Genomic DNA, 22,879 nt, shown 5'->3' with positions numbered 1-22,879 from the left:
ACCGCTCCCGGCGGGGTGCGCTATTTCACGGATCCAGAAGCGCCTCTGGTTCGTTCAGACTCTGAACTGTCTATACGGAGCGACAATGCATCCCTTCAGCTTGCGTAGTTCGACGATGCTGCTCATCGCTGCGATGGCAGCGGGTTGCGCTTCCACAGCGCCGGCGCCCGTGCGTGTCGACACCATCGAGGGTGCGCTGCCGGCATGCCAGACGTTCACCTGGAATCCGGTGCCGACAGGCGATGCGGCATCTCTCACCGACCAGCGCGTACGCAATGTCGTCATGCAGACGCTGGAATCGAAGGGTTACACGCAGGCCGCGGACAAGGGCGACTGTCGCATCGCCTACAGCCTTCGCACGCACGAGGTCGCGCAACCGAAACCGCGCGTCGGTGTCGGCATGGGCGGTGGATCCGGCGGCACGGTTGGTGGTGTCGGCATCAGCCTGCCGATCGGCAAGAAGCCGAAAGCGGTGAACGGAACGTTCACGCTCGATGTGATCGATTCGAACAAGAACGCACAGGTGTGGAGCGGGTCGATCGACGCGGGCTTCGATTCCGCCGACCTCAGCGACGCGGAGGCCAAAGCGGCGGTCGAGCAGATCCTCGCCAAGTATCCCGATCGGAAATAGTCAGGCGGTTGAGGGCGCGACGCCGCGGACTGCGCGCATCACGACGTCGCGCAGGCTCGCGTGAGAAATCGGCTTGGTGACAACAGCATCCATGCCGGCATCGATGCATCGCTGATGATTCTCCGGCGTTGCATCGGCCGTCAGCGCGATGATGAAGGCGGGCTTCTGTGAGGTCGTCCGCTCCAGTGTCCGAAGCTCCGTCGTCGCCGTGTGACCGTCCATCACGGGCATCTGGCAATCCATCAGGATGGCATCGAACGATCGATCCGCGACCGCTGCCACTGCCTGAGCGCCGTTCTCCACGGCGGTGACGCGACACCCGAAGTGCTCGAGCATTTCGGTGAATACTTCGCGGTTCACCGCGTTGTCTTCCGCCAGAAGAATTGCCGGCGCATTGGCGACGGAGAAGCGAGGCCCAGTCGCTTCCGCGAGTGCACGCAACGTCGGCAGATCGACTGCGCGCCGCATGATGGCTGTGAACGTGAAGGTCGAACCGACGCCGGGCTGGCTCTGCAGGCGGATGTCGCCGCCCATCAGCTTGACGAGGCGCCGGACGATCGCAAGACCGAGGCCGGTGCCGCCGTAGACGCGGGAGGTATCGGAAGCTGCCTGCGCGAACGGATCGAAGATCTGATGCTGCGCGGAATGCGCAATACCGATACCGGTGTCGGCGACGGTCACGCGCAATTCGATGCGATCGCGATCGAGATCGGTGGCGGCACACGACACGGACACGGAACCTTCTTCAGTGAACTTGACCGCATTGCTCAGCAGGTTGTTCATGATCTGTCGCAGCCGCAGCTCATCGCCCATGGCGAGCGGCGGCACGCCTCCTTCGATACGAACCGAGAACTCCAGGCCCTTCGTCTGCGCATTCGCCAGGAACGGTGCGGTCGCCGTCTGAATCAGCTCACCTGGCGAGAAGGGGGCGCATTCGAGCTCGAGCTTGCCCGATTCGATCTTCGAGAAGTCCAGCACGTCGTTGAGGATGCCGAGCAGCGAGCGCGCCGAGCGCAGGATCGTGTCCGACAGGTGCTTCTGCCGCGATGTGAGATCCGTTCGCTGCAGCAGTTCGCACATCCCGAGCACGCCGTTCATCGGCGTGCGGATTTCATGGCTCATCGTCGCGAGGAACTCGGACTTCAGCCGATTCGCTTCGACGGCGGCATCGCGGTCGCGTTGGATCACCTGCTGCTGCTCGATCTTCTGCAGCATGCCGTTGATGGAGTCGGCCAGCGTGGCGAACTCGTGCTTCGTGCGGAACGTCGGCAGGCGCGTTGCCGCATTGCCGTCCTTGCCGATTTGCTGCACGGCTTCGGCGAGGCGTTCGATCGGCCGCAGAAGGTTGGAGCGCAGCAGCAGCAGTGCCGCTGCGGCGAAGATGATTCCGACGATCAGCGTCGCGCCGAAGAGATAGCGTCGCGCTTCCAACAACATGATCTGCGTGGGCCGCTCCATGCGCAGTTGCAGCTGCGCGATCGGCTTGCCCCAGAGATCGAGCAGGGGAGTGAAGCCACCGAAGGACCCGTTGTGCAGCATCAACGTGTCGGTACCGCTCTCGCGCAGGACCTGGTGCTGATCGGCGCTGTGCGTATCGAATGCGCCGACCTCGAGCGATTCGCCGCTGATCCGCCGCAGCGACGGAATCATGAATCCGGTGACGGAGCGACCCATGACGAGGCGACCGCCTGGAGGCAATGTCGTGTCGGTAGCGCGCACGGGTTGCGAGCTGACCATGTACAGACCGGCCGATGTCGAGACCAGTCCGTTCAGTTCACTCGACGGATTCGTGTAGCCGCTGAGCGAGCCCTCTCGCGCGGCCATCCCGACGACGTCGGACGGTGCTTCGGTAAGGCGCCGGCCGTCCCCGGAAACCGAATGGGCGAACATCGGTCGACCCTGCCGGTCGACGATCACGAGGAAATCGAGCCGCAGCCGCTTCAGCGTCGACGCGTCGAGATTGTCCGCGATGTAGTTGGGGCGCTTGTGGGCCGCGAAATCGTAGGTGGCGTCCCAGTACGCCCAGTCCACGGCCGTCGATGCGAGATCGTCCTGCAGTTGGTCCATCGCGTGGTGCAGGCTGCGCAATCGCGAGAAGCCGTCGCTGGATTCGATTTCCAGCAGCTGGCGTTCGACGAATCGACCGGCGACGAGATACTGGGTGGCTGTCAGCAAAAGCAGGCCGATCGCGAGCATGGCGAGCACGCAATGGCGAAGGCTGCGGGGACGGAATCGGTGCAGGAGGGTGGGCACGTAGTTGCGTTGGGGCGTGTAAGCCCGCAGTAGATCAGGTGTGGCCAGCCAGGATCACGCGCGAAGTCGCACTTATACCCTTGCGCCCACGACCTGCAGCATGCTTCGCGCCGGATCATGGAATGTCGTAAGCAGGGGTTCAGCTCCGGTCTCATCGTCGGGCTGTCCGGAGAGAGAGGAGACAAGATTTTCCACGGGGAGCACGGGGTATCACGGGGAAAGAAAACTGCTCTGAGAACACGATCCTCCCCGTGTCCGCACCCCGTGCTCCCCGTGGAAAATCTTCTCCGACTCCTCCCGCCCCACCCTCGCAAGACCCGAATTGACAGGATTTGTGCAGCGCGCTCACGATTCCGCGCGCCAAGAACACAAACGCTTTCTACTCGCGAAACGCCTGATCGGGGGATACGTCATGATCAGCATCGGCTTCCGTGTGACGTTGTTGTCGTTCGCCCTGCTCCTGTCCTCGCTGCCTGCTCGCGCGGAGCTGGGCGACTACTCGGCCTTCCAGACTCTGCTCAACCTTGCTTTCCCGCCGGGTGCGGACAATCCGGTAACGCCCTCGCAGACACAGGGCCCATATCCGCTGAAACCGAACCCCGCGGGATTCGCCGATGGATTCAGTCGCGGCGCCTACTACCAGTGGCAGACAGTCCAGCTCGCGCCGTCGACCGGGTCGGTGTGCGGTAACGGTTCTCCCTACAAGTTCTTCGTCAATCGCGTCCCGAACACGCGCAACACCATCGTCTACATGGAAGGCGGCGGTGCCTGCTGGGACTACCCGAGCTGCAGCGGACAGGGAGGCATTCGCGGTGCGCGTAATCCCAACGGAATTCCCGATGACTACATGAGCCTGCTCAATCCGGGCAGCAGTCTCGTCAGTCCGTTCGTCGTACGGCTGCATCCCTGGACAGCGGTGAAGACGCAGAACTGGAACATGGTGTACGTGCCGTATTGCACGGGCGACGTCTACGGTGGCGATCGTGTTGCGGTCTACAGCGATCCGACCGGGCAGAGCGCGCCTCTCGTATGGCATCACAACGGCGTCCGCAACGTGCGTGCCGTGGTTGCCTGGCTGAAGAACAATCTGCCGCGACCCACGCAGATGCTCTCGACCGGATGCAGCGCCGGCGGTACGGGCAGTATCAACAACTACCCGCATGTACGCCGCGATCTCGCGCCGACACGCGGTTACCTGATCGACGATTCCGGTCCGCTGTTCACGGCGCCGGCGGGTGCGAATCCGCAGCAATATCCGTCAGTCCTGCTGCATGCGACGATCCGCCAGGTGTGGGGGCTCGACCAGGGCCCGCTGCCGTATCTCGAGTCGCAATTGCCGGGCTTCACGCGCAACGATCTCGGTACGTTCTATTCGGCGTTGTCGGCGAAGGTCCCGGGCGATCGGCTCGGTCACACGCACTTCTGGAAGGACCTGAACTACTCGTCGTATTCGTACGAGCGCTTCTTCCCCGAGATCCAGAACGCGCCTGACACAGCGACGAAGCAGGCGCTCATCCACGCGAAATGGGCTGTCGACACGGGTCGTTTGCGCCAGACGCTCGACGGGCTGCCGAACTTCGGCGGCTACTTCCCGCAGTATCGGGCGCTCAACGAGAGCCATTGCACGACGATCGTCGACTTCGAGAACGGCGACATCCAGGAGCGCGGTCTCGAGCTGAGCCATTTCATCAACAGCGTGCTCGAAGGAACGGGACCGGTGCTCGACGCTTCCGAGTCGAGCGATGCGGCGGATCGCGCGAAGCCGGTGAATCTCATCTACACGCTGGTGGACGGTTTGCTCTGAAGCGATGCGGGCGACGCTCATCGCGCTGTCGATTGCTGTTGCAGCGGGCCTCGCATGGTTCGGTTGGCGCGCGGTTCAGGATCACAGTAAGCAACCGGTGACGATCACGTCACCGGTTGCAACGAGAGCGGAGTCATCATCAGCGCAATCGCCCGCGCAGCTCGATGCTGCCACACCGGTGCAGCTCGTCGACGATCCCGCGAAGACACAAGAAGAGCGGCTCGCGTTTCATGCGCGCGTCAGGGGATTCTTTGCGCAAGCACCCGCGATGAGCGCAGCCGATCGCCAGCGCGAAGCGAAGTCGATCGGAACGGACGTTGCCGAGTATGAAAGTCGCGGCGAACTCTCAGCGGGCGAGGCTCTGTTGCTGAAATCCGCCCTGATCCGTGAATCCGTTGTCGATCCGGCTGCCCAGGCGGAGCAGATCGCCGCACTCGAGCGCAGTTATCGCGTCGAATCCGATCGTCGTCGCGATGCCTGGGAATCGCGGCGCGATCCGATGTTCGAGCTCTACAAGCTGCGTGAAGCCGCCATCGTCACGAATGTCATGGCCATGTCGGAGATTCCCGGCGGGCTGTCGCGCGATGAGTATTTGCGGCAGAAGTTGCAGGAGGAGAGGGAGTTGTTGCTGGAGGGGAAAGCACCGTAGAGGTAGAGCGCCTCTGTCATTCCCGCGAGCGCGGTGACCAACGGAAATCCCCGCGGGGAGAATCCATCCGGCCCCAGATGGACTCCCGCTTTCGCGGGAGTGACTGCGAGACGGTTGCTCCGTCATCCATCTTGTTGTGGGTCCGACTTCAGTCGGACGTCATGCGGCAGCATGCCTTTCGGCATGACGTCCGGCTAAAGCCGGACCCACAAGCGGAGCCAGCTCCGTCACCGCTTCAGATCCTGCCGCGCCTTCTCCAGCACGAACTCCGGCGCGGACACGGACGGCTTGTTGGCAAGATACCTGACCGCCAGCGCCTGACCTTCCGCATGCGCATCGAACACTTCGCGCGAAACGACGGAGCGTCCTTTGCGCTGGCGACCATCTGCTTCGTATTCGTAAGAGAAGATGAAGCGCGCACGACTCTTCTGCGTGATGCGGCGCTTCGCGACCAGCGTGCCTTGGGCGGGCACGCCTTCGTTCAACAGCCGATGGATCTGCTTCGCGCGGCGGTAGAGATTGAACAGGACGAACGACGCCAGAGCGCCGAAGACCACGATGAACAGCAGGATCTCCATAGGGAGATCAGCCTACCCGCGCGTGATGTACCAGACAACGAGGCCCGAGAGGATCACGCCGACGATGAAGCGCACGACCGGGAAGGGTTCCTGCGGGACGACAGCGGCACTCGGCAGTTCGCGCTTGCCGTGGATCATCGCGCCGATCAGGTTCTCGCGCCTCACGAACAGATAGAACAGCACCGCAGCCACGTGCACCACGACGAATCCGATCAGCACATTGAAGAGATCCTCGTGCAACTCGGCACACTCTCGCCCGGTGTCGAAGCTCACCAGATGTGATAACGGACCGGACTCGATCCCGTCGACGTCGACGGCGAACAATCCCAGCCCGACCTGCGCAGCGAGCAGCAGCAAGAGCACGATGACGCTGAGGGCACCGAGCGGGTTATGCCCCGCGACACGGCCAGCACCGCGCAGATATTCCACGATCGCGCCCGGGCCTCGAATGAAATTCGAGAAGCGCGCGGTGTGAGTCCCCGCGAAACCCCAGTAGATGCGGAACACCAGCAGCCCCAGCAGCGCATAGCCGCTGTAGCGGTGATACTCGAGCTCGTTGTTCTCAGCAGTCCACCACGAGACGGCGATCAGAACGACGAAGAGCCAGTGGATGATGCGGACGGGGAGATCCCAGACGCGCGCGGTGGTAGACGATGGCATGGATGAGGCGGCCGCGAGCCAACTAGCCAGCTAGTCAACTAGCCAGCTAGCCAGAGTAAGAGACGCCTCTTCTCTGGCTAGCCGGCTAGCCGGCTAACTGGCTAGCTGGCTACTTTTCTCAGTCTTCCGGCGTCCTGAACGTGTCGTGGCAGTTCTTGCACGACTTGCCCACTTCGCCGAACTGCGAGCGGACCTGCGCAACGTCGCCGCTGCCGGCAGCGGTGTTCAGCTTCTTGGCTTCTTCGGCGAAGAGCTTCTGGGCGGCGTCGAAATCCTGCGGCTTGCTCCAGATCTCTGCCTTGGCGCGCGTCTTCACACCCGTCTTCGGGCCGGAGCCTTCGGGGAACCACTTGAACTGATTCACTGACGCATCGCTGACGACTTTCGCGGCGTCCTTGATAGCGGCGGAATCCGGGGAGCTTGCGCGAACCTGATCACGGATGACCTTAAATGCATCACCCAGCTTGTGATATTCGTCGTGACGGACCTTGTAGATCCCCTGCGCGTGGTCGTCGTGCGCAACGAGCGCTCCGAGCGGAGCGGCCACGGCGACGGCCGCGGCAACGAGCAAAGCAGGCTTTCTTCGAAGGCTATTCGACATGATGATGTCCGTGGCGTTGGGGAGACCCGCTATCTATAGACGCAAGCCACGGACGCCTGCAATAGCAGGCTGGTGACAAACTGTAACGGGCCGGTGTGAGACTCAGGGCTTCCCGCAGTTGCAGACGTTGCAGCCCTTGTCGAACACGACCTTCCAGGTTCCATCGGGGTTACGTCGCCAGATCGAGTTGAAGGTCGCGACCTTTCGGCCCTGCGGATCGAAGACGGGACCGCTGCTGTGCGCGAGCTGGCCCGATGGGAGGACTTCGACAGTCTCGGACTTCCAGGAGAACGGGGCTTTCTCGCCCTGGTAGTACGGCTTCCATCCCTCCACGACGGCCGCTTTGCCTCGCAGCGCCTGGGTGTCGGCGAAGAACACGGCGTCTTCCGCGAGGTGGGAAGCGAAGCGCTCGAGATCGCGACGGGCCATCGTATCCGCGAAAGCATTCTCGGCATCGCGCACTTGCTGTGCGAGTTGCTCCGGAGTTTCGGCGCCGGCCTGGGCGCAGGCGAGCAGGGCAGCAAGTGCGAGATAGGCAAAGGATCGCATGGAGGTTTTCCCGGGGCTTCGATACGGCGAAGTGTGCATCGACGGCCACTTGGCGAATCTTCACATTTCGATCAGCCGAAACTCTGCTGCGGCGAGCGGCGGCGTACCGGCATACTTGGGTTACGGCGCGGTGACGACGCCGGTCCGACTCAGCATCCAAAATCGAAATGGGGAACTCACGCATGAACAAGTTACGCCTGCTGGCCCTGGCTGCCGTGGCGGTCTTCATCGCCGCCTGCTCGTCGACACCGCCGAAGCCGAAGGGTCCCGATCTGAACGGCAACTGGATCCTGACGACCGAAAGCCAGATGGGCGCCCAGGATGCCGACATGACGGTGCAGCAGAAGGGCGGCGCGCTCGCCGGCAAAGTCACGAGCCAGATGGGCAGCGTCGATTACACCGGCACGCTCGAAGGCAACGCGGTGGCGTTCGGCTTCACGATCAACATCCAGGGCATGGACCTGAAGATCGACTACAGCGGCACGGTCGAACCCGATGGCACGATGAAGGGCAAGGCTGTGTTCGGTTCGTTCGGCGAAGGCGCTTTCACGGCCAAGCGCAAGACCTGAAATTTCACGATGCTCACACGGAGTCTTGCGCTCCGTGTGAGCGCTGCTTCATCGAAGCAGGTCTGATCGAGGCGGAAGCCAAGGCAGCTTCCGCGATGGACAGTTCACCACGCCGTCCACCAGTTCGAGTTCCGCGAAGCCGAGTCCAGGCTCGCGGTCGTAGCGTAAATCTCCGACGATCCAGCTCTCTTCCTTGCGCATTGCCCAGGGCACCCGCGCGAATTGCAGGAATGCAGCCGCTTCGCAGTTCGTCGTCGCGAGTGCCGACAGTTCATCGCGCGGCATCACGATCTCGCCCTGCCAATCCATCGAGGGTGACGGTGCGTCAGTCACGGCGGCGAGCGGTGCAGTGATCTCTTTGAACAACCCGCGTCCGGGGCAGCGATCCGCAGGCACGATTCCCGGTGCCACCGCCCAGACACCGTGTCGCACGATGTAGCGATCGGTTGTCGTCATCGGCAGCATGACGTTCCAGCAGAGAGGATCGGCGGGCATCGGCGTGAGAACGTAATCGAGCACGGTCTCGCCCGGATATCGCTGTGCAATGAACGCACGCAATTGCGACTCGGCGTTGATGCGACTCAGGGCGAACGTGAGCGTAATCGCCAGCCATAGCCCGATACTCGTGAAGAGCGCTGCCTTCGACTGAAGCTGTCGGCCGACGACGAGCATGGCGATGGTGATCGCCACCATGAAGATCGCGAATCCGGTCGGCACCAGGCCACTGCCGAAGCATGCGCCGATCGCAGCGAGCAACAGCGCACCGATCAATGCGCGCGCAAGATTCGTGCGCAGGATGAAAACCAGCGGGGCGGCCGCCGACCAGAGCAAAGGCTCCCAGATGAAGACCGTGTCGCCGTACAGCCAGCCGTTGTAGAGCGGCCAGAGAGGATGCACGCCGTAGTTGTTCGTGAAATCCATCGTCACATGCAGCAGCAGTGCCAGCAGTGAGATGCCGGCGAGTTGAATCCGGTCGGCGCTGGAGAGCTGCTGCTTTCGCAGTCGACACCAGAGGAGACAGCACGCGTACAAGATCGCGGCGCCGATCACCGCACCGATGATCGTATGGGTGTGACCGCGGTGTTCGAGCATGTACTCGAGCTTGTCGCCGCTGATGGCCGATGACAGGAAATCGAGATCCGGCACGTTGCTGCCGATCGCCATCAATGTGACGAAGAGATTGCGACGCTGCGGCTCCGGCAAACCCTCCGGACTCGAGCGGGTCACGCGGGAAAGCGTTTCGCCGACGAGGACGCCGGCCAGGGTATGCGTCAGGTTGTCCAAAGCGCGATCGTTATTCGATGAAGTAGGCGAGTACGAAGATGCCGAGCATCGCGAAGGCGATCGCGAGCTTCGCCAGCGTGCCGAAGACGAGGCCGATCCAGGTGGCGATGCCGACGCGCCCCGCCTGATCGACTCGCCCGTGGACGGTGAGTTCGCCGATGAGCGCGCCGACAAAGGGTCCGAACAACAAGCCCGGAATGCCGAAGAAGAGACCGACCACCGTGCCGATGACGGCGCCCCAGATCGCACGCTTGCTCGCGCCGACGTGTTTGGCTCCAAGCGCCGAGGCGGCGAATTCGATGATGACGGAGAGCAGCGTCAGGAACCCCAGCACGCCCAGCGTCACCCAGCTGATCTTCTGGAAATCGTCGATGGCGGCGGCGACGACCATGCCGGCGAACATGAGCGGGATGCCGGGAAGCGCCGGCAGGATGATGCCGAGCGCACCCACGATCATCAGCAGGATGGCCAGGATCCAGAGGGCGACGGAGCTCATTGCCGGAAGGTAGCAGATGCCGGGTGCTTGCCTCCATTCGCGCGCTGCTGCATCGTCCTGCGATCGCAAACCCGGAGGCCTGCCAATGTCATTCCGTTCCTCTGCCTGTCTCGTGGCGATTCTCGGCCTGTCCTCCGCGCTTGCAGCGGCGGCCGACCGCCCCAAGCCGGAGTTCCTGAATACCAAGGAATCCCTCGAGCGCGGCTTGCCGTTCTCGGAAGCCGTGCGGGCGGGAGATTTCCTGTTCCTCGCCGGCCAGATCGGCGACAAGGACGGCAAAGTGGTGCCCGGCGGCATCGCACCCGAGGCTCGACAGACGCTGCAGCACATCAAGGATGTCCTGGAGCGCAACGGTTCGTCACTTGGCGACGTCGTGAAGTGCACCGTGTTCCTGGCCGACATCGCCGAGTGGCCCGCCTTCAACACTGTCTATCGCGAGTTCTTCAAGCAGCCGTTCCCGGCACGCAGTGCACTGGCCGCAAGCGGTCTCGCGATGGGTGCGCGGGTCGAGGTGGAGTGCATCGCGTACGCGCCGAAGGGGAAGTGATATGTCTGTCACCCATCGCGAACTCCAGATCAACGGTATCCGCATGCACATCGCGGAGCAGGGCAGCGGGCCGCTGATCCTGATGTGTCATGGCTGGCCGGAACTCTGGTACTCGTGGCGCCATCAGCTGCCGGCGCTCGCTGACGCGGGCTATCACGTGGTCGTTCCGGACATGCGTGGATTCGGTGCGACCGAGGCGCCGGCCGATGCGTCCGCGTATTCGATCCTGCACACGGTCGGCGACATGGTCGCGCTCGTGGAAGCACTGAACGAGCGTGAAGCGATCATCATCGGCCACGATTGGGGTGCGCCTGTCGCGTGGAACGCCGCGATGATGCGGCCAGATCTGTTCAAGGCTGTCGTGGGAATGAGCGTGCCGCATCGGCCGCGATCCGCCGAGCCGCCGCTCACGCTGCTGCGACAGGCCGGAATGCAGGAGTACTACTGGTTCTACTTCCAGACGCCGGGCGTTGCGGAGACGGAATTCGAGCGCGATGTGCCCGTCACGATGCGCAAGCTGCTCTATGGTGTTTCGGGCAATGTGCCGGTCGATCGGCAGAACCCGTTGATCGTGCCCGCCGGCACCGGCTTTCTCGATCGCCTCGCCGTTCCCGAAAAACTTCCAGACTGGTTGCGCGAGAAGGACGTCGAACGCATGGCCTCCGAGTATCAGCGCACGGGCTTTCGCGGCGGCCTGAATCTCTACCGCAACATCGATCGCAACTGGGAGCTGACCGCGCCCTGGCACAACGCGCAGATCCGCCAGCCGGCGCTGTTCATTGCCGGAACCCGTGATCCGGTCATCGCCGGTAAACGCGGCGAGATCGCCATCGAGCACATGAGCCAGGCTGTTCCCGGCGTGAAGAAAGTGATGATCGAAGGCGCGGGGCACTGGATCCAGCAGGAGCGGCCGGAACAGGTGAATGCAGCGGTGCTGGAGTTTCTGAAGAGCAGGTGATGGGCCATGCTCCGCCACGTCCCGTCACAGCCTCTCGACGCATTCATTGCCTGCCTCTGGTACAGCGATACGCATACACCTGGGCGTCGCCGCGAGTTCGCGTTGCCGAGCGGGCGCGCCGATGTCGTCTTCAATCTGCTCGACGAGCCGATCAGGACGTTCGCGAGTCCCGAGGACACGGTGGGCTGGTCGACCCGCGATGCTGTCGTGCATGGGCCGCAGTCGCGTTCGTTCGTGCTCGATGATCGCAAACGCACGCGTGTTGTCGGTGTGCATTTCCTGCCGGCAGGGGTGGTGCTGCTCGGCGTACCGCCGAAGGACCTGCGCGATCGTCACGTCGCACTCGAATCGCTGTGGGGGCTTCGTGCACGGACGCTGCGGGAGGAGCTGATCGAGGCCGGCGAGCCTGCGGCCATGTTCGCGATCCTCGAACGGGAATTTCTCTGGCGATTGCAGAGGCCGGTGCTCGTGCATCCCGCAGTCAGCTTCGCACTGCGGCGGTTCGATTCAACTGCGACAGCAACTCCGGTGGCCGCCGTCCGAGAGCAGACGGGCTATGGTGAACGCCGGTTCGCGACGTTGTTCTCGGATGCGGTCGGATTGACACCGAAGTCCTACGCGCGGGTTCAGCGGTTGTGTCAGGCGGCTGCCGAACTCGCGCGCGGTGATCGTCCACTCGCGGATATTGCGGCGGACGCGGGCTACTATGATCAGGCTCATCTGAACCGCGACTTTCGCGAGCTGATCGGCATCACACCGGGCAGTTATGAGCCCATGGCGGGTCGGAGCACCCTGCATACGCAAGTGCCGCCGGAAGAGCGCTGACGTTGCGGTTTTTTCCAATCGCTCCGGCGCGGGTGAGTTCAGACTCGGAGTCGGATTTCACACGGAGCTCACAGAGTTCGCGGAGGTCGGAGAAGAGCCTTTTTCGATCTCCTTGAACTCCGTGACCTCCGTGTGAGATCTCCTTCTCTCTTCATAGGACGCGAGACATGACAGATTCATTCGCTGTGCACGAAGTCTTCCCGTACCTGCGCGTGAAGCGTGCCGCTGATGCGATCGACTTCTACAAGAAGGCGTTCGGCGCCGAAGAACTGTTCCGGCTCACGGAGCCGGGCGGGCGGATAGGACACGCGGAGCTCAGGATCGGCGGCACGGTGCTGATGCTTTCCGAGGAATACCCCGAGTACGGCATCGTGGGCCCGGAGAGCCTGGGCGGTACGACGTTTGCGATCCATCTGCATGTCGACAGCGCGGACGAGTGGATCGCCCGCGCCGTCGCGACAGGTGCCGTTGTCGTGCGGCCTGCGAGCGACGCTTTCTATGGCGAGCGATCGGGCACCGTTCGCGATCCCTTCGGCCACGAATGGCTGCTGGGCCACCAGATCGAAGAAGTGACGCCGGAGGAGATGCAGCGCCGCTACACGGAGATGATGAAAGAGAGTTGACGCGCGCCGCCCGGACGGGGTTTGCTCTCGCAGTCACCCTCGAACCACGGGCCGTGCCATGACCGATCAGTCCCGACGCCGTTTCCTGGAAGGTGCTGCGGCCGCTGCCGTTCTCGCGCCATTCATAAGCACCACGGTCACCCGGGCACGCGCCGCTGAGTCGAGGAAGCTCGGGTACGCAATCTGCGGACTCGGAAGCCTGAGCGAGAATCAGATCGCGCCGGCGCTGGCGAAGAACTCCAAGCATTGCCGGCTTGCAGGTCTCGTGACCAGCACGCCCGCGAAAGCCGAAGAATTCCGGAAGAAGTACGACATCCCGAAGCGCAGCGTGTACGCGTACGAAGACATGCATCGCATGGCCGACAACAAGGACATCGATGTCGTGTACGTCGTCACGCCCAATGCGCTGCACGCCGAACACACGATCGCGTCGGCGAAGGCGGGCAAGCATGTCTTCTGCGAGAAGCCGCTGGAGATTTCAGTGGAGCGTTGTCAGCAGATGATCGACGCGTGCAAAGCTGCAGGCACGCTGCTCGGTACGGCGTATCGCTGCCAGTACGACCCCCATCATCTCGAATGCATTCGCATCGTGCGCGAGAAGGAGTTCGGGAATCTCAATCTCATCGAGGCGGGATTCGCCATCGACGTCGGCGCGGCCGGGCAGTGGCGCCTCAAGCGTGATCTTGCCGGCGGCGGTGCGCTCATGGATGTCGGCATCTATGCGCTGCAAGCGACGCGCTACCTCACGGGCGAGGAGCCTATCCTCGTGCAGGCCATGGAGACGAAGACCGATCCGGTGAAGTTCGCCGAAGTCGACGAGTCCATCGTGTGGACGACGAAGTTTCCGAGCGGCGTCGTCGCCAACTGCAGCACCAGCTACAAGTTCGGCGGCATCGCGCGGTTCCGCGGAACGGCGGATCGCGGCTGGTTCGAGCTCGATCCGGCCTTCTACTACGGCGGCAATCGCGGCCGTCGCAGCGACGGCAGGGAGATCCGCTTCGAGCCGATCGATCTGTTCGCCGCCGAGATGGACGACTTCGCGCAGTGCATCCTCAACAAGACACCGAGTAAAGTGTCGGGCGAGGAGGGCATGCGCGATGTGCGCATCATGATGGCGATCTACGACTCGATCCGGACCGGCAAAGCAGTCTCGCTCGCATAGCGCATCACCTCTCGACGAACGCCTTCAATCGGCCGAGGGCGTCATCCCACTGCTGCGACACCATGTCGGCGTAGTCGCGGACGCTGCGCAGCGGCGTCGGATCGAACTCGAACAGGCTTTCACGTCCGGTCTTTACACTACGCACGAGACTCGCGTTCTCGAGTACGCGCAGATGCTTCGTCACTGCCTGCCGCGTGAGATCCGTGCCTTCCGTGAGCTGAGCGATCGAGCGCGGCTGGCCCGTGCTCAATGTGGCGATGAGTGCCAGCCGGGTTTCATCACCGAGGGCTGCGAACACTGGAGCGTAAGCTTCGCGCTTCGCGGCTGTGTTACGGCTTCTGGCTGACATGGCGCTCGATGTTCCGTGTCTGCTCTGCCCAGCCGCCGTCGTTCATTCGCAGTGCTTCCATGCGCCGATGCGCGGGAATCCTGTCGAAGCCCGATTCAGTGATGGTCAGCAGGGTGCCGCTCGCGGTCTCCTCGAGGCGAAACTCGACGAGCGTCGGCGTCTCCTGCGAATAGTCCACCTTCGGATCGACGGCGTAGGGATGCCACGTGAAGGAGAAAAGACTCTCGGGCTTCATCTCTTTCACGACGGCTTCCCACTTCACGTGCTCGTAGCCGGGATACGTGATGTTGCCCCGCGAAACCTGCCCGGGAACGAAGGGTCCTTCGAGCTTCACCCGAAACCATTCGCCGAATTCGCGATGATCGGTGAGTGCGCGCCACACGCGCGACACGGGGGCTTTCAGTTCGATGCGCTTTTCGATTTGATCGTTCATATGCAACCTCCGAGTTGCACGATAGCGCCGGGGTCGGAGAAAGGCAACCGTTTTGTTGCATGTGGGCCCGCGTCGCCATCCCCGCGAAAGCGGGGATCCATCTGGGATCCGGATGGATTCCCGCTTTCGCGGGAATGACGAGGTGCGCGGGAGTGACGCAGGCGCTGCGCTATCCCGAGATCTCTTTCTCCGGCGGCGCATCGCCGATCATCCGGTCGACCATCCGGCTCACATACTGCGGAGAGCGGGTCTTGCGCGCGAAGATCGAATACACCGCAGGCACGGCGAGCAGCGTGAGGAACACGGACACCAGTGTGCCGTAGAAAACGACGATGCCGATCGGCCGGCGCTGCTCAGCGCCAGCGCCCGTCGCAAACAGGAAGGGCAGCGCGCCAAACGCTGTGCACAGGCTCGTCATCAACACAGGTCGCAGTCGCGTGACGGCGGCCTGCACGACGGCTTCCGTGAACTCGATTCCACGATCGCGCAGCTGGTTGGCGAATTCCACGATCAGCACGCCGTTCTTCGCGGCGATGCCGATCAGCAGGATCACCGCGATCTGACTGAAGATGTTGATCGTCATCCCGTACAGCTTGAGTCCGAAGACAGCGCCGATGAGCGCCAGCGGCACGGTGACCATGATGATCGTCGGATGCACGAAGCTCTCGAACTGCGCCGCGAGCACCAGATAGACGATGGCGAGGGCAAAGAAGAACGTGAAGAGGAGCTGCTGGCCGCTGCGCGTGAATTCGCCCGTCTCACCATCCCACATCAGCGTGGCTTCGGGAGGCAGCTCTTTCGCGACCGTGTCCCTGAACCATTGCACGGCTTCGCCCATCTCGTAACCCGGCGCGAGACTCGCGCGGATCTCGACGGCCCGCAGTCGATTGAAGCGCGCGAGCTCGACGGCACCCGAGACTTCTTCGAGCCTCACGACGTTCGCGAGCGGAATCAGTTCGCCGGTGCGGCTCGAGCGGACGCGGATGTTCGTGAGATCCGTGAGCGTCTGACGGGCATCGTCGCGGGCCTGCAGCATGACGTCGTATTCGCGACCGCGATCGATGTAGCGGGTGACGACGCGCGAACCGAGCACGGTTTCGAGCGTACGGCCCACGGTTTCGAGCGAGACACCAAGATCGGCGGCGCGATCGCGATCCACCGACACGCGGATCTGGGGCTTGCGTTCCTTGTAGCTCGTGTCGACGTTCTCGAGACCGGGATTCGCTTGCGCCAGCGGCAGAATCTTCGCTTGCCACGCTGACAGGCTTTCGTAGTCGGGTCCGCCGATCACCGCTTCGACCGGCTGGCCGAAGCCGCGTCGTCCCAGACTGCCGGGCTGTCCGGCGGAAGCGCGTACGCCTGGCAGCTTGCGCGCTTCGACGAGCAGCGATTGTGTGATCTCCCGCGCCGACCGGTTGCGATCGTGCCAGTCCTTGAGGATCACCACGGCCCGGGCCGAATTCACATCGCCCGTCTGCGAACCGCCGCCCGCGTTCGGTACCCGCACCATCACACGGTCGATGTCGCCGTGCTCGTCCATCTCCCTGAAGACGATTTCCTCGAGCTGGCGGGCGTAGTTGTTCATGTACTGGAAGCTCGAACCCTCCGGGCCTTCGATCGTGATGAACACGCGGCCCACGTCGGCGACCGGAGCGAATTCCGATGGGATGAACCGGAAGGTCAGCACGCCGAGCGCCGAAAGAACACCCACGGCGGCCACGACGAGCCAGGGACGCGAGATCAGCGAGCGCAGTCGCCGGTCGTACAGATTGGAGAGCCGCTGGAAAAAACGATCGACGGCATGCGCAACGCGGCCGCGTTGCAGGGCATCGGCAGGGAGCTTCGATGCGAGCATCGGCGTCAGAGTCAGTGCTACGACCGCTGAGAACAGCACTGACGCGGCGAGCGTGAAGCCGAACTCGCGGAACAATCGCCCGAGATCGCCCGGCAGGAACGAGATCGGCACGAACGCCGCGGCAAGCGTCAGTGTCGTCGCGATCACGGCGAAGCCTATCTCGTGGCTGCCGCGGACCGCGGCGACGAGCGGCGCTTCGCCATGCTCGGTACGCCGATGCACATTCTCGAGCACGACGATCGCATCGTCGACGACCAGGCCGATCGCCAGCACGAGCCCGAGCAATGTCAGCACGTTCACCGAGTACCCGAGTGCGTACATCACGGTGAAGGTGGCGATGATGGACACCGGAATGGTGACAGCCGGAATCAACGTTGCCCGCAGACTGCCCAGGAAGGCGTAGATCACACCGAGTACGGAGATGAGTGCGAACACGATCGCGATGACGACTTCGTGCAGCGCCGCTTCGATCGCCACGCCGTTGTCCATGCTGACCGCAAGGATGGCGCCTTGAGGCAGCGATGGTTTGATCCTTTCCACTTCGGCGCGAACGCCCCGAACGATATCGAGCGTGTTGCCTTTGGATTGCGCCTCGATGCCGACGCCGACGCCGGCCTTGCCATTCAGGCGCATGTCGTTGCGTTCGTTCTCCGCGCCGAGCTGAACGTTGGCGACCTCGCCGAGTCGCACGAGGTGGCCGTCTTCGCCGCGTGCAATTACGAGGTTGCGGAAATCCTCTTCGTTGTCGAGGCCAACGAGCGTGCGCAGCGAGAATTCGCGCGTATCGGATTCCAGACGGCCGGCGGGCAGCTCGACGTTCTCGCGACGCAGGGCATCCTCGATATCCGTAACCGTCAGCTGGCGGGCCGCGAGCGCCTGCCGATCGACCCAGATGCGCATGGCGTAGCGCCGACCGCCGCCGATGGTGACGCGGGCAACGCCAGGCACTGTCGAGAAGCGGTCGACGAGATTGCGTTCGGCGTAGTCCGTCACTTCGAGCATCGACATCGTCGGTACGCTGAAGTTGAGGAACATGATCGCCTCGGCGCTGGCGTCGGCTTTGATCACTTCCGGCGGATCGGATTCCTCGGGCAGGCTGCCGAGCACGCGGGCGACGCGATCGCGAACGTCATTGGCGGCCGCGTCCATGTCGCGATTGATGTCGAACTCGATGCGCACCTGCGAACGCTCGTCTTCGCTGTCCGACTCGATCTTGAGAATGCCTTCGATGCCTGCGACGGAGTCTTCGATGATCTGTGTGATCTTCGTCTCGATCACCTGTGCCGATGCACCGCTGTAGCTCGTCGTCACCGAAACCACCGGCCGGTCGACGTCGGGATACTCGCGAACCGCGAGGCGCTCGAGCGAAACGAGACCGAAGATGATCAGCAGCAGGCTGATCACGATCGCGAGCACCGGGCGGCGCACGGATGTTTCGGAGATTCTCATGAGCTCACCGGTGCCTCGGCCGGCGGTGTGCTTTCGCTGACGCGGCTGCCGTCGCGTAGATTCTGGGTGCCGTCGACCACGATCCGGTCGCCTTCCTTGAGGCCGGTGACGATCTCGACTTCGCCAACGCGGCGTCGACCGACCTTCACTTCGCGTCGCGCCGCGACGTTGCCATCGATCACGAAGACATAGGCACGGCCTTGCTCCGGAACGATGGCGGCCTCGGGAACGAGGAGCGTCTGTGCGACGGCGCCTTGCAGGAGCACCGTCATGAACATGCCCGGGCGCAGTGCGCCGTCGCGATTCGGAATCTCCGCGCGGACAGTGACGGAGCGCGTGGCCGGATCGATGCGCGAATCGATGTTGGTCACCTTACCTTCGAAGGGGCGATTCGGCAGGCCGGCGGACTGAGCCGTGATCGGCAATCCGGTCTTCAGCAGGTAGAAGTACGTTTCGGGCACCGTGAAATCGAGCTTGATGGTCGACGTGTCGTCGAGGGTCGTGATGACGGCGCCAGGGCTCACGAGGCCGCCAATGCTCACGCGGCGAAAGCCCGTGCGTCCATCGAACCCGGCGCGGATGACCGTATCCGAAAGCCGTGCGTTTGCTGCGTTGGCGCGGGCGCGATTGGCTTTCAGCGTCGCTTCGATCTGATCGAGCTGCGAGATCGACAACGCCTTCTGCGCGAACAGTTCGCGGCTGCGATTGAACTGGCTCTCGCTGTCGGCCATCGTGGCCTCGGCTTCGGCCACGGCTGCACGGGCCTCGGCACTGTCGAGCTCGACGAGCACCTGGCCGCGCTTCACGAAGTCACCTTCGTCGAAACGGACGGCAGTCACGATGTTGGAGCTCTTCGAAGTGACGTCGACGGACTCGTTGGCGCGTGCCGTGCCGACAGCTTCGATTTCCGTGCTGAGCGCGCGCGACGCGACGAGGGTGGTCGTGACTGAAACAGTGTCGCGTTGCACTGTGTTCTGGGCGGGGCCGGTTTGACTGCGGTCACAGCCGGATAGCATCAGCGCCATCGCCAGCATGCTCGAGCAGGCGATGCGTTGCTGTCGGTGACCAACCCCTCGAGGCATGAAGCTCCCCACGAACGAAACGGCCGGAACGGACGGCCCGGAAGGGCCGCATTGTGCCCACGAACGCCCCGTTGTCGGCAACCGGCGTCGGCCGCATACAGTACTCCCGGATACCACCCGGAGTTCATGCGAGGTTGTAACAAAGGGTTAACCGTACGGTGCGTCCCTTCGGCCACTGGTCCAGGATTGCGGCGGGCGTAGGCTGATTTTCCCGGCAGCCCGAGATCAGCGGCATGAGATTCCGATCGCGCAGGACGGCGGGGTATCAGGTGTTCGCTGTGAGTGGCATCAACACGGTGTCGTTCACCATCGATTCGCAGCAGGCCAACACGACCGGCCTGCTCGGCTTCGCGGTCGAGCGCATCGATCGCGCGGAGGGCCAGCGCTTTTACATGGCGGGGTTCAAGGTGTTCCCTTCCGTGATTCCACAGCCGGGCCCGCATCTCTCCGTCAGCACCTACGAGCATCCGGTGCAGAGCTTCGTCTGGGACGATTTCACGGCGAAGCCGGATCATGTCTACGAGTACGTATTTCATCCGCTGAAGGGCGATCCGCGAAACATCGATCGCAGTGCGGCGCCGCTGCGGATCAGGGTTCGAACGGAGCGGCTGTTCACGCGCGGTACCCACGACGTGTTCTTCAATCGCGGCGTTGCGAGCAGCCAGGCGTACGAACGACGATTCGGCAACTTGCCGCCCGATGAACAGCCGACCCCCGAGAAGCAGGCCGAGGCCGCGCAATGGCTCAGCCGGGAGCTCGACGAGGCATTGCTCGGGTTCATTGCGCAAGCGAAGCGCGGCGACACGCTGCTCGGATGCTTCTACGAGTTTCGATACCTGCCGGTTGCACAGGCGTTGCGAAAAGCGAGGGATCGCGGCGCTTCAGTACAGCTCATCCTCGATGCCAAGAAGAATGGCGATGGCGAGAACGGCAGCGATTTCCCTCGGGGCGACAATCTGGCGATGCTCACGCAAGCCGGAATTCCCCGCAGCGCTGTCGTTCTTCGGGAAGCGAGGAAGTCGAGCATTCAGCACAACAAGTTCATGGTGCTGCTGAGAACGAAGGCTCTGCGGCCGGTGGCCGTGTGGACGGGATCCACGAATCTTTCGAACGGCGGCATTCATGGACAGACGAATGTTGGACACTGGCTGCGCAATGCTGCTGTCGCGCGATCGTTTCGCGACTACTGGCAACTGCTGAGTGCCGATCCCGGCGGAGCGGAAGGCGACGATGCTTCGACAGTTCGGGCGCACAATGCGGCGCTGCGTGATGCAATCGAGGCGCTCACGCCGTTGCCTGCGTCCAAGGCAGATATTCCCGACGGTGCAACGCCCGTTTTCAGTCCGCGACGCGGGGTGAACGCGATGACGCTCTATGGCGATCTGCTCGACAGCGCAAAACAACAGGCGTGCATCACGCTGGCTTTCGGCATCGCCAGGGAGTTCAAAACGCTGCTGAAGGACAACACTGATCTCAACGCGATCTGCTTCCTGCTGCTCGAGCGCCAGGACAAGCCGAACAAGAACAGCTCGGAGCCTTTCATCGCCGTCAACGCGAGCAACAACGTCTACAAGGCATGGGGATCCTTCCTGCGAACACCGCTGCATCAATGGGCGAAGGAAACGAGCGCCCGCTCGATGGGGCTCAACACGCATGTGAGCTTCATCCACTCGAAGTTCCTGCTGTCGGACCCGTTGGGCGACGATCCGATCGTCATCACGGGCTCGGCGAACTTCAGCATCCCGTCGGAGAACGAGAACGACGAGAACATGCTCATCATCCGGGGCAACCGGCGCGTCGCGGACATCTACTACACGGAGTTCAACCGGCTCTTCCATCACTACTATTTCCGTTCGGTGATGGAATCGGTCAATGCACTGCGCGCGGGCGATGAAGAGTCCGCCGTCAGCTCGGACGCGAGCGTGTTCCTCGACGAGACGGACGGATGGCTGAAGAAGTACAAACGCGGGACGTTCCGCTACAAGCGCGTCAGGGTGGCGGCGCAGATGAAGGGGTTTACGGAGCTTTGAGCCGCGAGAGAAGAGGTCTCACACGGAATTCACGGAGAACGCAGCAGGAAGATCGTTGTTCGTCCTACGCCGATACCAGTCGCACCACCGGATCGCCGAGCAGCACCAGCGTCTGCACGTCGCGTGCGGCGAGATTGTGATAGAGCAGCGCGGCACTCGAGGATTCCTTCGCGTCGTAGCCCAGCTTGATAGCGTCCCACGCGGCGTAGTGGGTCCCCGCAGCGCCGTACCAGCCTCTGAACGCATGGCCGATCGGCGATCCGAGATAGATCTCCGTGTACAGCGCATTCACCAGTGTCGCGGTCAGCAGCTGGCCGGTTGCGGGCTGCCGCAGCGTCCAGTCGAACGTCGGCTCGATGTGACCGAGGAAGGCGCGAGCGGGCTTCTTCGCCGTCAGCAGTGCGAGAGGGAGCGGAGCGACCTGCGCGCCGAGCTCGCCAACAGCTTTGAGGACCTGCTGCGCCGGTGTTCCATCGGCGAACAATGCGGCGAATCGCGATCCATCGTCACTCCCGGCGGCACAGCAGGCGTGCGCGTACCAGACCGCGCCATCGGGTTGCCATTCCTTGAGCAACGCATCGAGTGGCAGAGGCGCGTGATGATGATCGACGAGCAGCCCGAGTTGTGCCGCCATCTGCGCAGGGTCGTCGATCGGGCCGGTCATCCCGTGGCTGGTCGTCACGATCATCGCCGGCGAACGCTGCTTCAGTTGCTCGCGAAGCTGATCGTGGGTCGCGAGCTCGTCGGTGAGACAAAGCGCGCCCGCCTTGAGATCGTCATCGGCGACGTACTTCTCGAATGTCGCATCGGCAATCGAACGCCGCATGAGATGCGTGATGTCCGCGGGACTGTGATCGACAGCCCATGTGACAGTCGCGCCAGCATTGCACTTCGCGTCGGCCCAGTCGTTGAGGCACGCCGTGACGTACGGGGAAAGCAGCGCCTCATCGTGCAGCGGATCGAACGGCAGGCGTCCGACGCTGCGGCCGACGCTCAGCAGGTACTGCAATGCCCATGGCAACTGATCCGCGGTCGGCTTGCCGACCAGCAGCAGATGCCGCGGTATCTGTCCCGCGGCCTTGCCGATCGCACTGCCGGCGATGTCGAGATCCTTGTTGTTCCGATAATCGCGAAGCAGCGTGTATCGCTTGTCGGAGTCGGGGCGAAACCGCAGCACCACTGCGTTCTCGCGCTTCTGCAGAAGCGCCCGCAGCGGTGCGCAAAGATCCTCGTTGTTCGCATACTGCTCCGGCTTGAAGCCGGTGCGCTCGAACGCGACCAATGCCCAGCCCACGCGCTCATCGAGCCAATCCTTCGGATCCGCCGGCGCCGCCGGCTTCAGAAACTTGTCGATCGCCGAAGGCCGATTCCCAAGCGCCCACTTCGCCGTATTCGCCGCAAGCGCCCCCTGCACAGTCTCTCCAGTGCTCATACATGCATTGATCTGCAGTTCAGCCGGGCGGGCAGTGGGATCAGTCATGGCGGTGAAGCG

General features: G+C 63.1%; 22 protein-coding genes. 10 read left to right on the top strand and 12 right to left on the bottom strand.

Annotation, left to right across the window (positions count from 1 at the left end; translation table 11 throughout):
• Window positions 1-85: 85 nt before the first annotated feature.
• The gene (locus HNQ60_RS07600; protein WP_184330444.1) at window positions 86-631 is read left to right on the top strand and encodes a DUF4136 domain-containing protein; all 546 of its coding nucleotides are present in this window, start codon (window positions 86-88) and stop codon (window positions 629-631) included.
• Here HNQ60_RS07600 and HNQ60_RS07595 read toward each other — a convergent pair whose 3' ends face one another.
• Complete coding sequence (locus HNQ60_RS07595; protein WP_184330443.1) at window positions 632-2,827, bottom strand: CHASE4 domain-containing protein; 2,196 nt, start codon at window positions 2,825-2,827, stop codon at window positions 632-634.
• A gap of 469 nt (window positions 2,828-3,296) precedes the next feature.
• Here HNQ60_RS07595 and HNQ60_RS07590 point away from each other — a divergent pair, with 469 nt between their 5' ends.
• Window positions 3,297-4,688, top strand: a complete 1,392-nt coding sequence (locus HNQ60_RS07590; RefSeq protein WP_184330442.1) for a pectin acetylesterase-family hydrolase — start codon at window positions 3,297-3,299, stop codon at window positions 4,686-4,688.
• 4 nt (window positions 4,689-4,692) lie between these two features.
• Window positions 4,693-5,337 carry a hypothetical protein gene (locus HNQ60_RS07585; protein ID WP_184330441.1) on the top strand — a complete coding sequence of 215 codons (645 nt, stop codon included), beginning with the start codon at window positions 4,693-4,695 and terminating at the stop codon, window positions 5,335-5,337.
• 227 nt (window positions 5,338-5,564) lie between these two features.
• On the opposite strand, the gene HNQ60_RS07580 is transcribed toward HNQ60_RS07585, so the two are convergent.
• From HNQ60_RS07580 to HNQ60_RS07565, 4 genes are all read right to left on the bottom strand, one after another.
• Window positions 5,565-5,915, bottom strand: a complete 351-nt coding sequence (locus HNQ60_RS07580; RefSeq protein WP_184330440.1) for a DUF3592 domain-containing protein — start codon at window positions 5,913-5,915, stop codon at window positions 5,565-5,567.
• A 12-nt stretch (window positions 5,916-5,927) separates the two neighbouring features.
• Complete coding sequence (locus tag HNQ60_RS07575; RefSeq protein ID WP_184330439.1) at window positions 5,928-6,575, bottom strand: cytochrome b/b6 domain-containing protein; 648 nt, start codon at window positions 6,573-6,575, stop codon at window positions 5,928-5,930.
• A 118-nt stretch (window positions 6,576-6,693) separates the two neighbouring features.
• On the bottom strand, window positions 6,694-7,176 hold the full coding sequence (locus tag HNQ60_RS07570; protein ID WP_184330438.1) for a c-type cytochrome: 483 nt from the start codon (window positions 7,174-7,176) through the stop codon (window positions 6,694-6,696).
• Window positions 7,177-7,278: 102 nt separating this feature from the next.
• Window positions 7,279-7,725: a YybH family protein gene (locus tag HNQ60_RS07565; protein ID WP_184330437.1), complete on the bottom strand. Its 447-nt coding sequence runs from the start codon at window positions 7,723-7,725 to the stop codon at window positions 7,279-7,281.
• Between the two features lie 182 nt (window positions 7,726-7,907).
• Here HNQ60_RS07565 and HNQ60_RS07560 point away from each other — a divergent pair, with 182 nt between their 5' ends.
• Window positions 7,908-8,294 (top strand): hypothetical protein, encoded by a 387-nt coding sequence (locus HNQ60_RS07560; RefSeq protein ID WP_184330436.1) that lies wholly within the window; start codon window positions 7,908-7,910, stop codon window positions 8,292-8,294.
• A gap of 48 nt (window positions 8,295-8,342) precedes the next feature.
• Here the strand turns inward: HNQ60_RS07560 and HNQ60_RS07555 are convergent, their stop codons facing one another.
• Both HNQ60_RS07555 and HNQ60_RS07550 read right to left on the bottom strand, forming a co-directional pair.
• Complete coding sequence (locus tag HNQ60_RS07555) at window positions 8,343-9,578, bottom strand: metal-dependent hydrolase (RefSeq protein ID WP_184330435.1); 1,236 nt, start codon at window positions 9,576-9,578, stop codon at window positions 8,343-8,345.
• A gap of 10 nt (window positions 9,579-9,588) precedes the next feature.
• Window positions 9,589-10,074, bottom strand: coding sequence for a DUF456 domain-containing protein (locus HNQ60_RS07550; RefSeq protein WP_184330434.1), 486 nt, complete (start codon window positions 10,072-10,074; stop codon window positions 9,589-9,591).
• Between the two features lie 85 nt (window positions 10,075-10,159).
• Here HNQ60_RS07550 and HNQ60_RS07545 point away from each other — a divergent pair, with 85 nt between their 5' ends.
• The 5 genes from HNQ60_RS07545 (at window position 10,160) to HNQ60_RS07525 (ending at window position 14,189) form a co-directional block, all read left to right on the top strand.
• Window positions 10,160-10,621, top strand: a complete 462-nt coding sequence (locus HNQ60_RS07545; protein ID WP_184330433.1) for a RidA family protein — start codon at window positions 10,160-10,162, stop codon at window positions 10,619-10,621.
• A 1-nt stretch (window position 10,622) separates the two neighbouring features.
• Window positions 10,623-11,579 carry an alpha/beta fold hydrolase gene (locus HNQ60_RS07540; protein ID WP_184330432.1) on the top strand — a complete coding sequence of 319 codons (957 nt, stop codon included), beginning with the start codon at window positions 10,623-10,625 and terminating at the stop codon, window positions 11,577-11,579.
• 6 nt (window positions 11,580-11,585) lie between these two features.
• Complete coding sequence (locus tag HNQ60_RS07535; RefSeq protein WP_184330431.1) at window positions 11,586-12,404, top strand: helix-turn-helix transcriptional regulator; 819 nt, start codon at window positions 11,586-11,588, stop codon at window positions 12,402-12,404.
• 167 nt (window positions 12,405-12,571) lie between these two features.
• The gene (locus HNQ60_RS07530) at window positions 12,572-13,027 is read left to right on the top strand and encodes a VOC family protein (RefSeq protein ID WP_184330430.1); all 456 of its coding nucleotides are present in this window, start codon (window positions 12,572-12,574) and stop codon (window positions 13,025-13,027) included.
• A 58-nt stretch (window positions 13,028-13,085) separates the two neighbouring features.
• Complete coding sequence (locus HNQ60_RS07525; protein ID WP_184330429.1) at window positions 13,086-14,189, top strand: Gfo/Idh/MocA family protein; 1,104 nt, start codon at window positions 13,086-13,088, stop codon at window positions 14,187-14,189.
• Window positions 14,190-14,193: 4 nt separating this feature from the next.
• Here HNQ60_RS07525 and HNQ60_RS07520 read toward each other — a convergent pair whose 3' ends face one another.
• From HNQ60_RS07520 to HNQ60_RS07505, 4 genes are all read right to left on the bottom strand, one after another.
• Window positions 14,194-14,538 (bottom strand): ArsR/SmtB family transcription factor, encoded by a 345-nt coding sequence (locus HNQ60_RS07520; RefSeq protein ID WP_184330428.1) that lies wholly within the window; start codon window positions 14,536-14,538, stop codon window positions 14,194-14,196.
• Window positions 14,519-14,971, bottom strand: coding sequence for an SRPBCC family protein (locus tag HNQ60_RS07515; protein WP_184330427.1), 453 nt, complete (start codon window positions 14,969-14,971; stop codon window positions 14,519-14,521). The genes HNQ60_RS07520 and HNQ60_RS07515 overlap by 20 nt, the downstream gene beginning before the upstream one ends.
• A gap of 169 nt (window positions 14,972-15,140) precedes the next feature.
• Window positions 15,141-18,275 (bottom strand): efflux RND transporter permease subunit, encoded by a 3,135-nt coding sequence (locus HNQ60_RS07510; protein WP_184330426.1) that lies wholly within the window; start codon window positions 18,273-18,275, stop codon window positions 15,141-15,143.
• Window positions 18,272-19,243 carry an efflux RND transporter periplasmic adaptor subunit gene (locus tag HNQ60_RS07505; RefSeq protein ID WP_184330425.1) on the bottom strand — a complete coding sequence of 324 codons (972 nt, stop codon included), beginning with the start codon at window positions 19,241-19,243 and terminating at the stop codon, window positions 18,272-18,274. The genes HNQ60_RS07510 and HNQ60_RS07505 overlap by 4 nt, the downstream gene beginning before the upstream one ends.
• A gap of 347 nt (window positions 19,244-19,590) precedes the next feature.
• Between HNQ60_RS07505 and HNQ60_RS07500 the strand changes: the two genes are divergently transcribed.
• Entirely contained in the window at window positions 19,591-21,387 is a 1,797-nt protein-coding gene (locus HNQ60_RS07500) for a phospholipase D-like domain-containing protein (protein WP_184330424.1), read from the top strand.
• Between the two features lie 64 nt (window positions 21,388-21,451).
• On the opposite strand, the gene HNQ60_RS07495 is transcribed toward HNQ60_RS07500, so the two are convergent.
• Entirely contained in the window at window positions 21,452-22,867 is a 1,416-nt protein-coding gene (locus HNQ60_RS07495; protein ID WP_184330423.1) for a hypothetical protein, read from the bottom strand.
• Between the last annotated feature and the right edge of the window lie 12 nt (window positions 22,868-22,879).

It is taken from the genome of Povalibacter uvarum (assembly GCF_014202975.1).
Classification (GTDB): domain Bacteria; phylum Pseudomonadota; class Gammaproteobacteria; order Steroidobacterales; family Steroidobacteraceae; genus Steroidobacter; species Steroidobacter uvarum.
This window is presented reverse-complemented; position numbering and strand designations above follow the sequence as displayed.

Excerpts from the sequence above, each read along its gene's own strand:
- HNQ60_RS07565 (WP_184330437.1), bottom strand. The coding sequence starts at position 7,725 with ATGCGATCCTTTGCCTATCTCGCACTTGCTGCCCTGCTCGCCTGCGCC.
- HNQ60_RS07540 (WP_184330432.1), top strand. The coding sequence starts at position 10,623 with ATGTCTGTCACCCATCGCGAACTCCAGATCAACGGTATCCGCATGCAC.
- HNQ60_RS07595 (WP_184330443.1), bottom strand. The coding sequence starts at position 2,827 with ATGCTCGCGATCGGCCTGCTTTTGCTGACAGCCACCCAGTATCTCGTC.
- HNQ60_RS07600 (WP_184330444.1), top strand. The coding sequence starts at position 86 with ATGCATCCCTTCAGCTTGCGTAGTTCGACGATGCTGCTCATCGCTGCG.
- HNQ60_RS07580 (WP_184330440.1), bottom strand. The coding sequence starts at position 5,915 with ATGGAGATCCTGCTGTTCATCGTGGTCTTCGGCGCTCTGGCGTCGTTC.
- HNQ60_RS07530 (WP_184330430.1), top strand. The coding sequence starts at position 12,572 with ATGACAGATTCATTCGCTGTGCACGAAGTCTTCCCGTACCTGCGCGTG.
- HNQ60_RS07545 (WP_184330433.1), top strand. The coding sequence starts at position 10,160 with ATGTCATTCCGTTCCTCTGCCTGTCTCGTGGCGATTCTCGGCCTGTCC.
- HNQ60_RS07515 (WP_184330427.1), bottom strand. The coding sequence starts at position 14,971 with ATGAACGATCAAATCGAAAAGCGCATCGAACTGAAAGCCCCCGTGTCG.
- HNQ60_RS07575 (WP_184330439.1), bottom strand. The coding sequence starts at position 6,575 with ATGCCATCGTCTACCACCGCGCGCGTCTGGGATCTCCCCGTCCGCATC.
- HNQ60_RS07570 (WP_184330438.1), bottom strand. The coding sequence starts at position 7,176 with ATGTCGAATAGCCTTCGAAGAAAGCCTGCTTTGCTCGTTGCCGCGGCC.
- HNQ60_RS07510 (WP_184330426.1), bottom strand. The coding sequence starts at position 18,275 with ATGAGAATCTCCGAAACATCCGTGCGCCGCCCGGTGCTCGCGATCGTG.
- HNQ60_RS07535 (WP_184330431.1), top strand. The coding sequence starts at position 11,586 with ATGCTCCGCCACGTCCCGTCACAGCCTCTCGACGCATTCATTGCCTGC.
- HNQ60_RS07560 (WP_184330436.1), top strand. The coding sequence starts at position 7,908 with ATGAACAAGTTACGCCTGCTGGCCCTGGCTGCCGTGGCGGTCTTCATC.
- HNQ60_RS07500 (WP_184330424.1), top strand. The coding sequence starts at position 19,591 with ATGAGATTCCGATCGCGCAGGACGGCGGGGTATCAGGTGTTCGCTGTG.
- HNQ60_RS07585 (WP_184330441.1), top strand. The coding sequence starts at position 4,693 with ATGCGGGCGACGCTCATCGCGCTGTCGATTGCTGTTGCAGCGGGCCTC.
- HNQ60_RS07590 (WP_184330442.1), top strand. The coding sequence starts at position 3,297 with ATGATCAGCATCGGCTTCCGTGTGACGTTGTTGTCGTTCGCCCTGCTC.
- HNQ60_RS07525 (WP_184330429.1), top strand. The coding sequence starts at position 13,086 with ATGACCGATCAGTCCCGACGCCGTTTCCTGGAAGGTGCTGCGGCCGCT.
- HNQ60_RS07550 (WP_184330434.1), bottom strand. The coding sequence starts at position 10,074 with ATGAGCTCCGTCGCCCTCTGGATCCTGGCCATCCTGCTGATGATCGTG.
- HNQ60_RS07520 (WP_184330428.1), bottom strand. The coding sequence starts at position 14,538 with ATGTCAGCCAGAAGCCGTAACACAGCCGCGAAGCGCGAAGCTTACGCT.
- HNQ60_RS07495 (WP_184330423.1), bottom strand. The coding sequence starts at position 22,867 with ATGACTGATCCCACTGCCCGCCCGGCTGAACTGCAGATCAATGCATGT.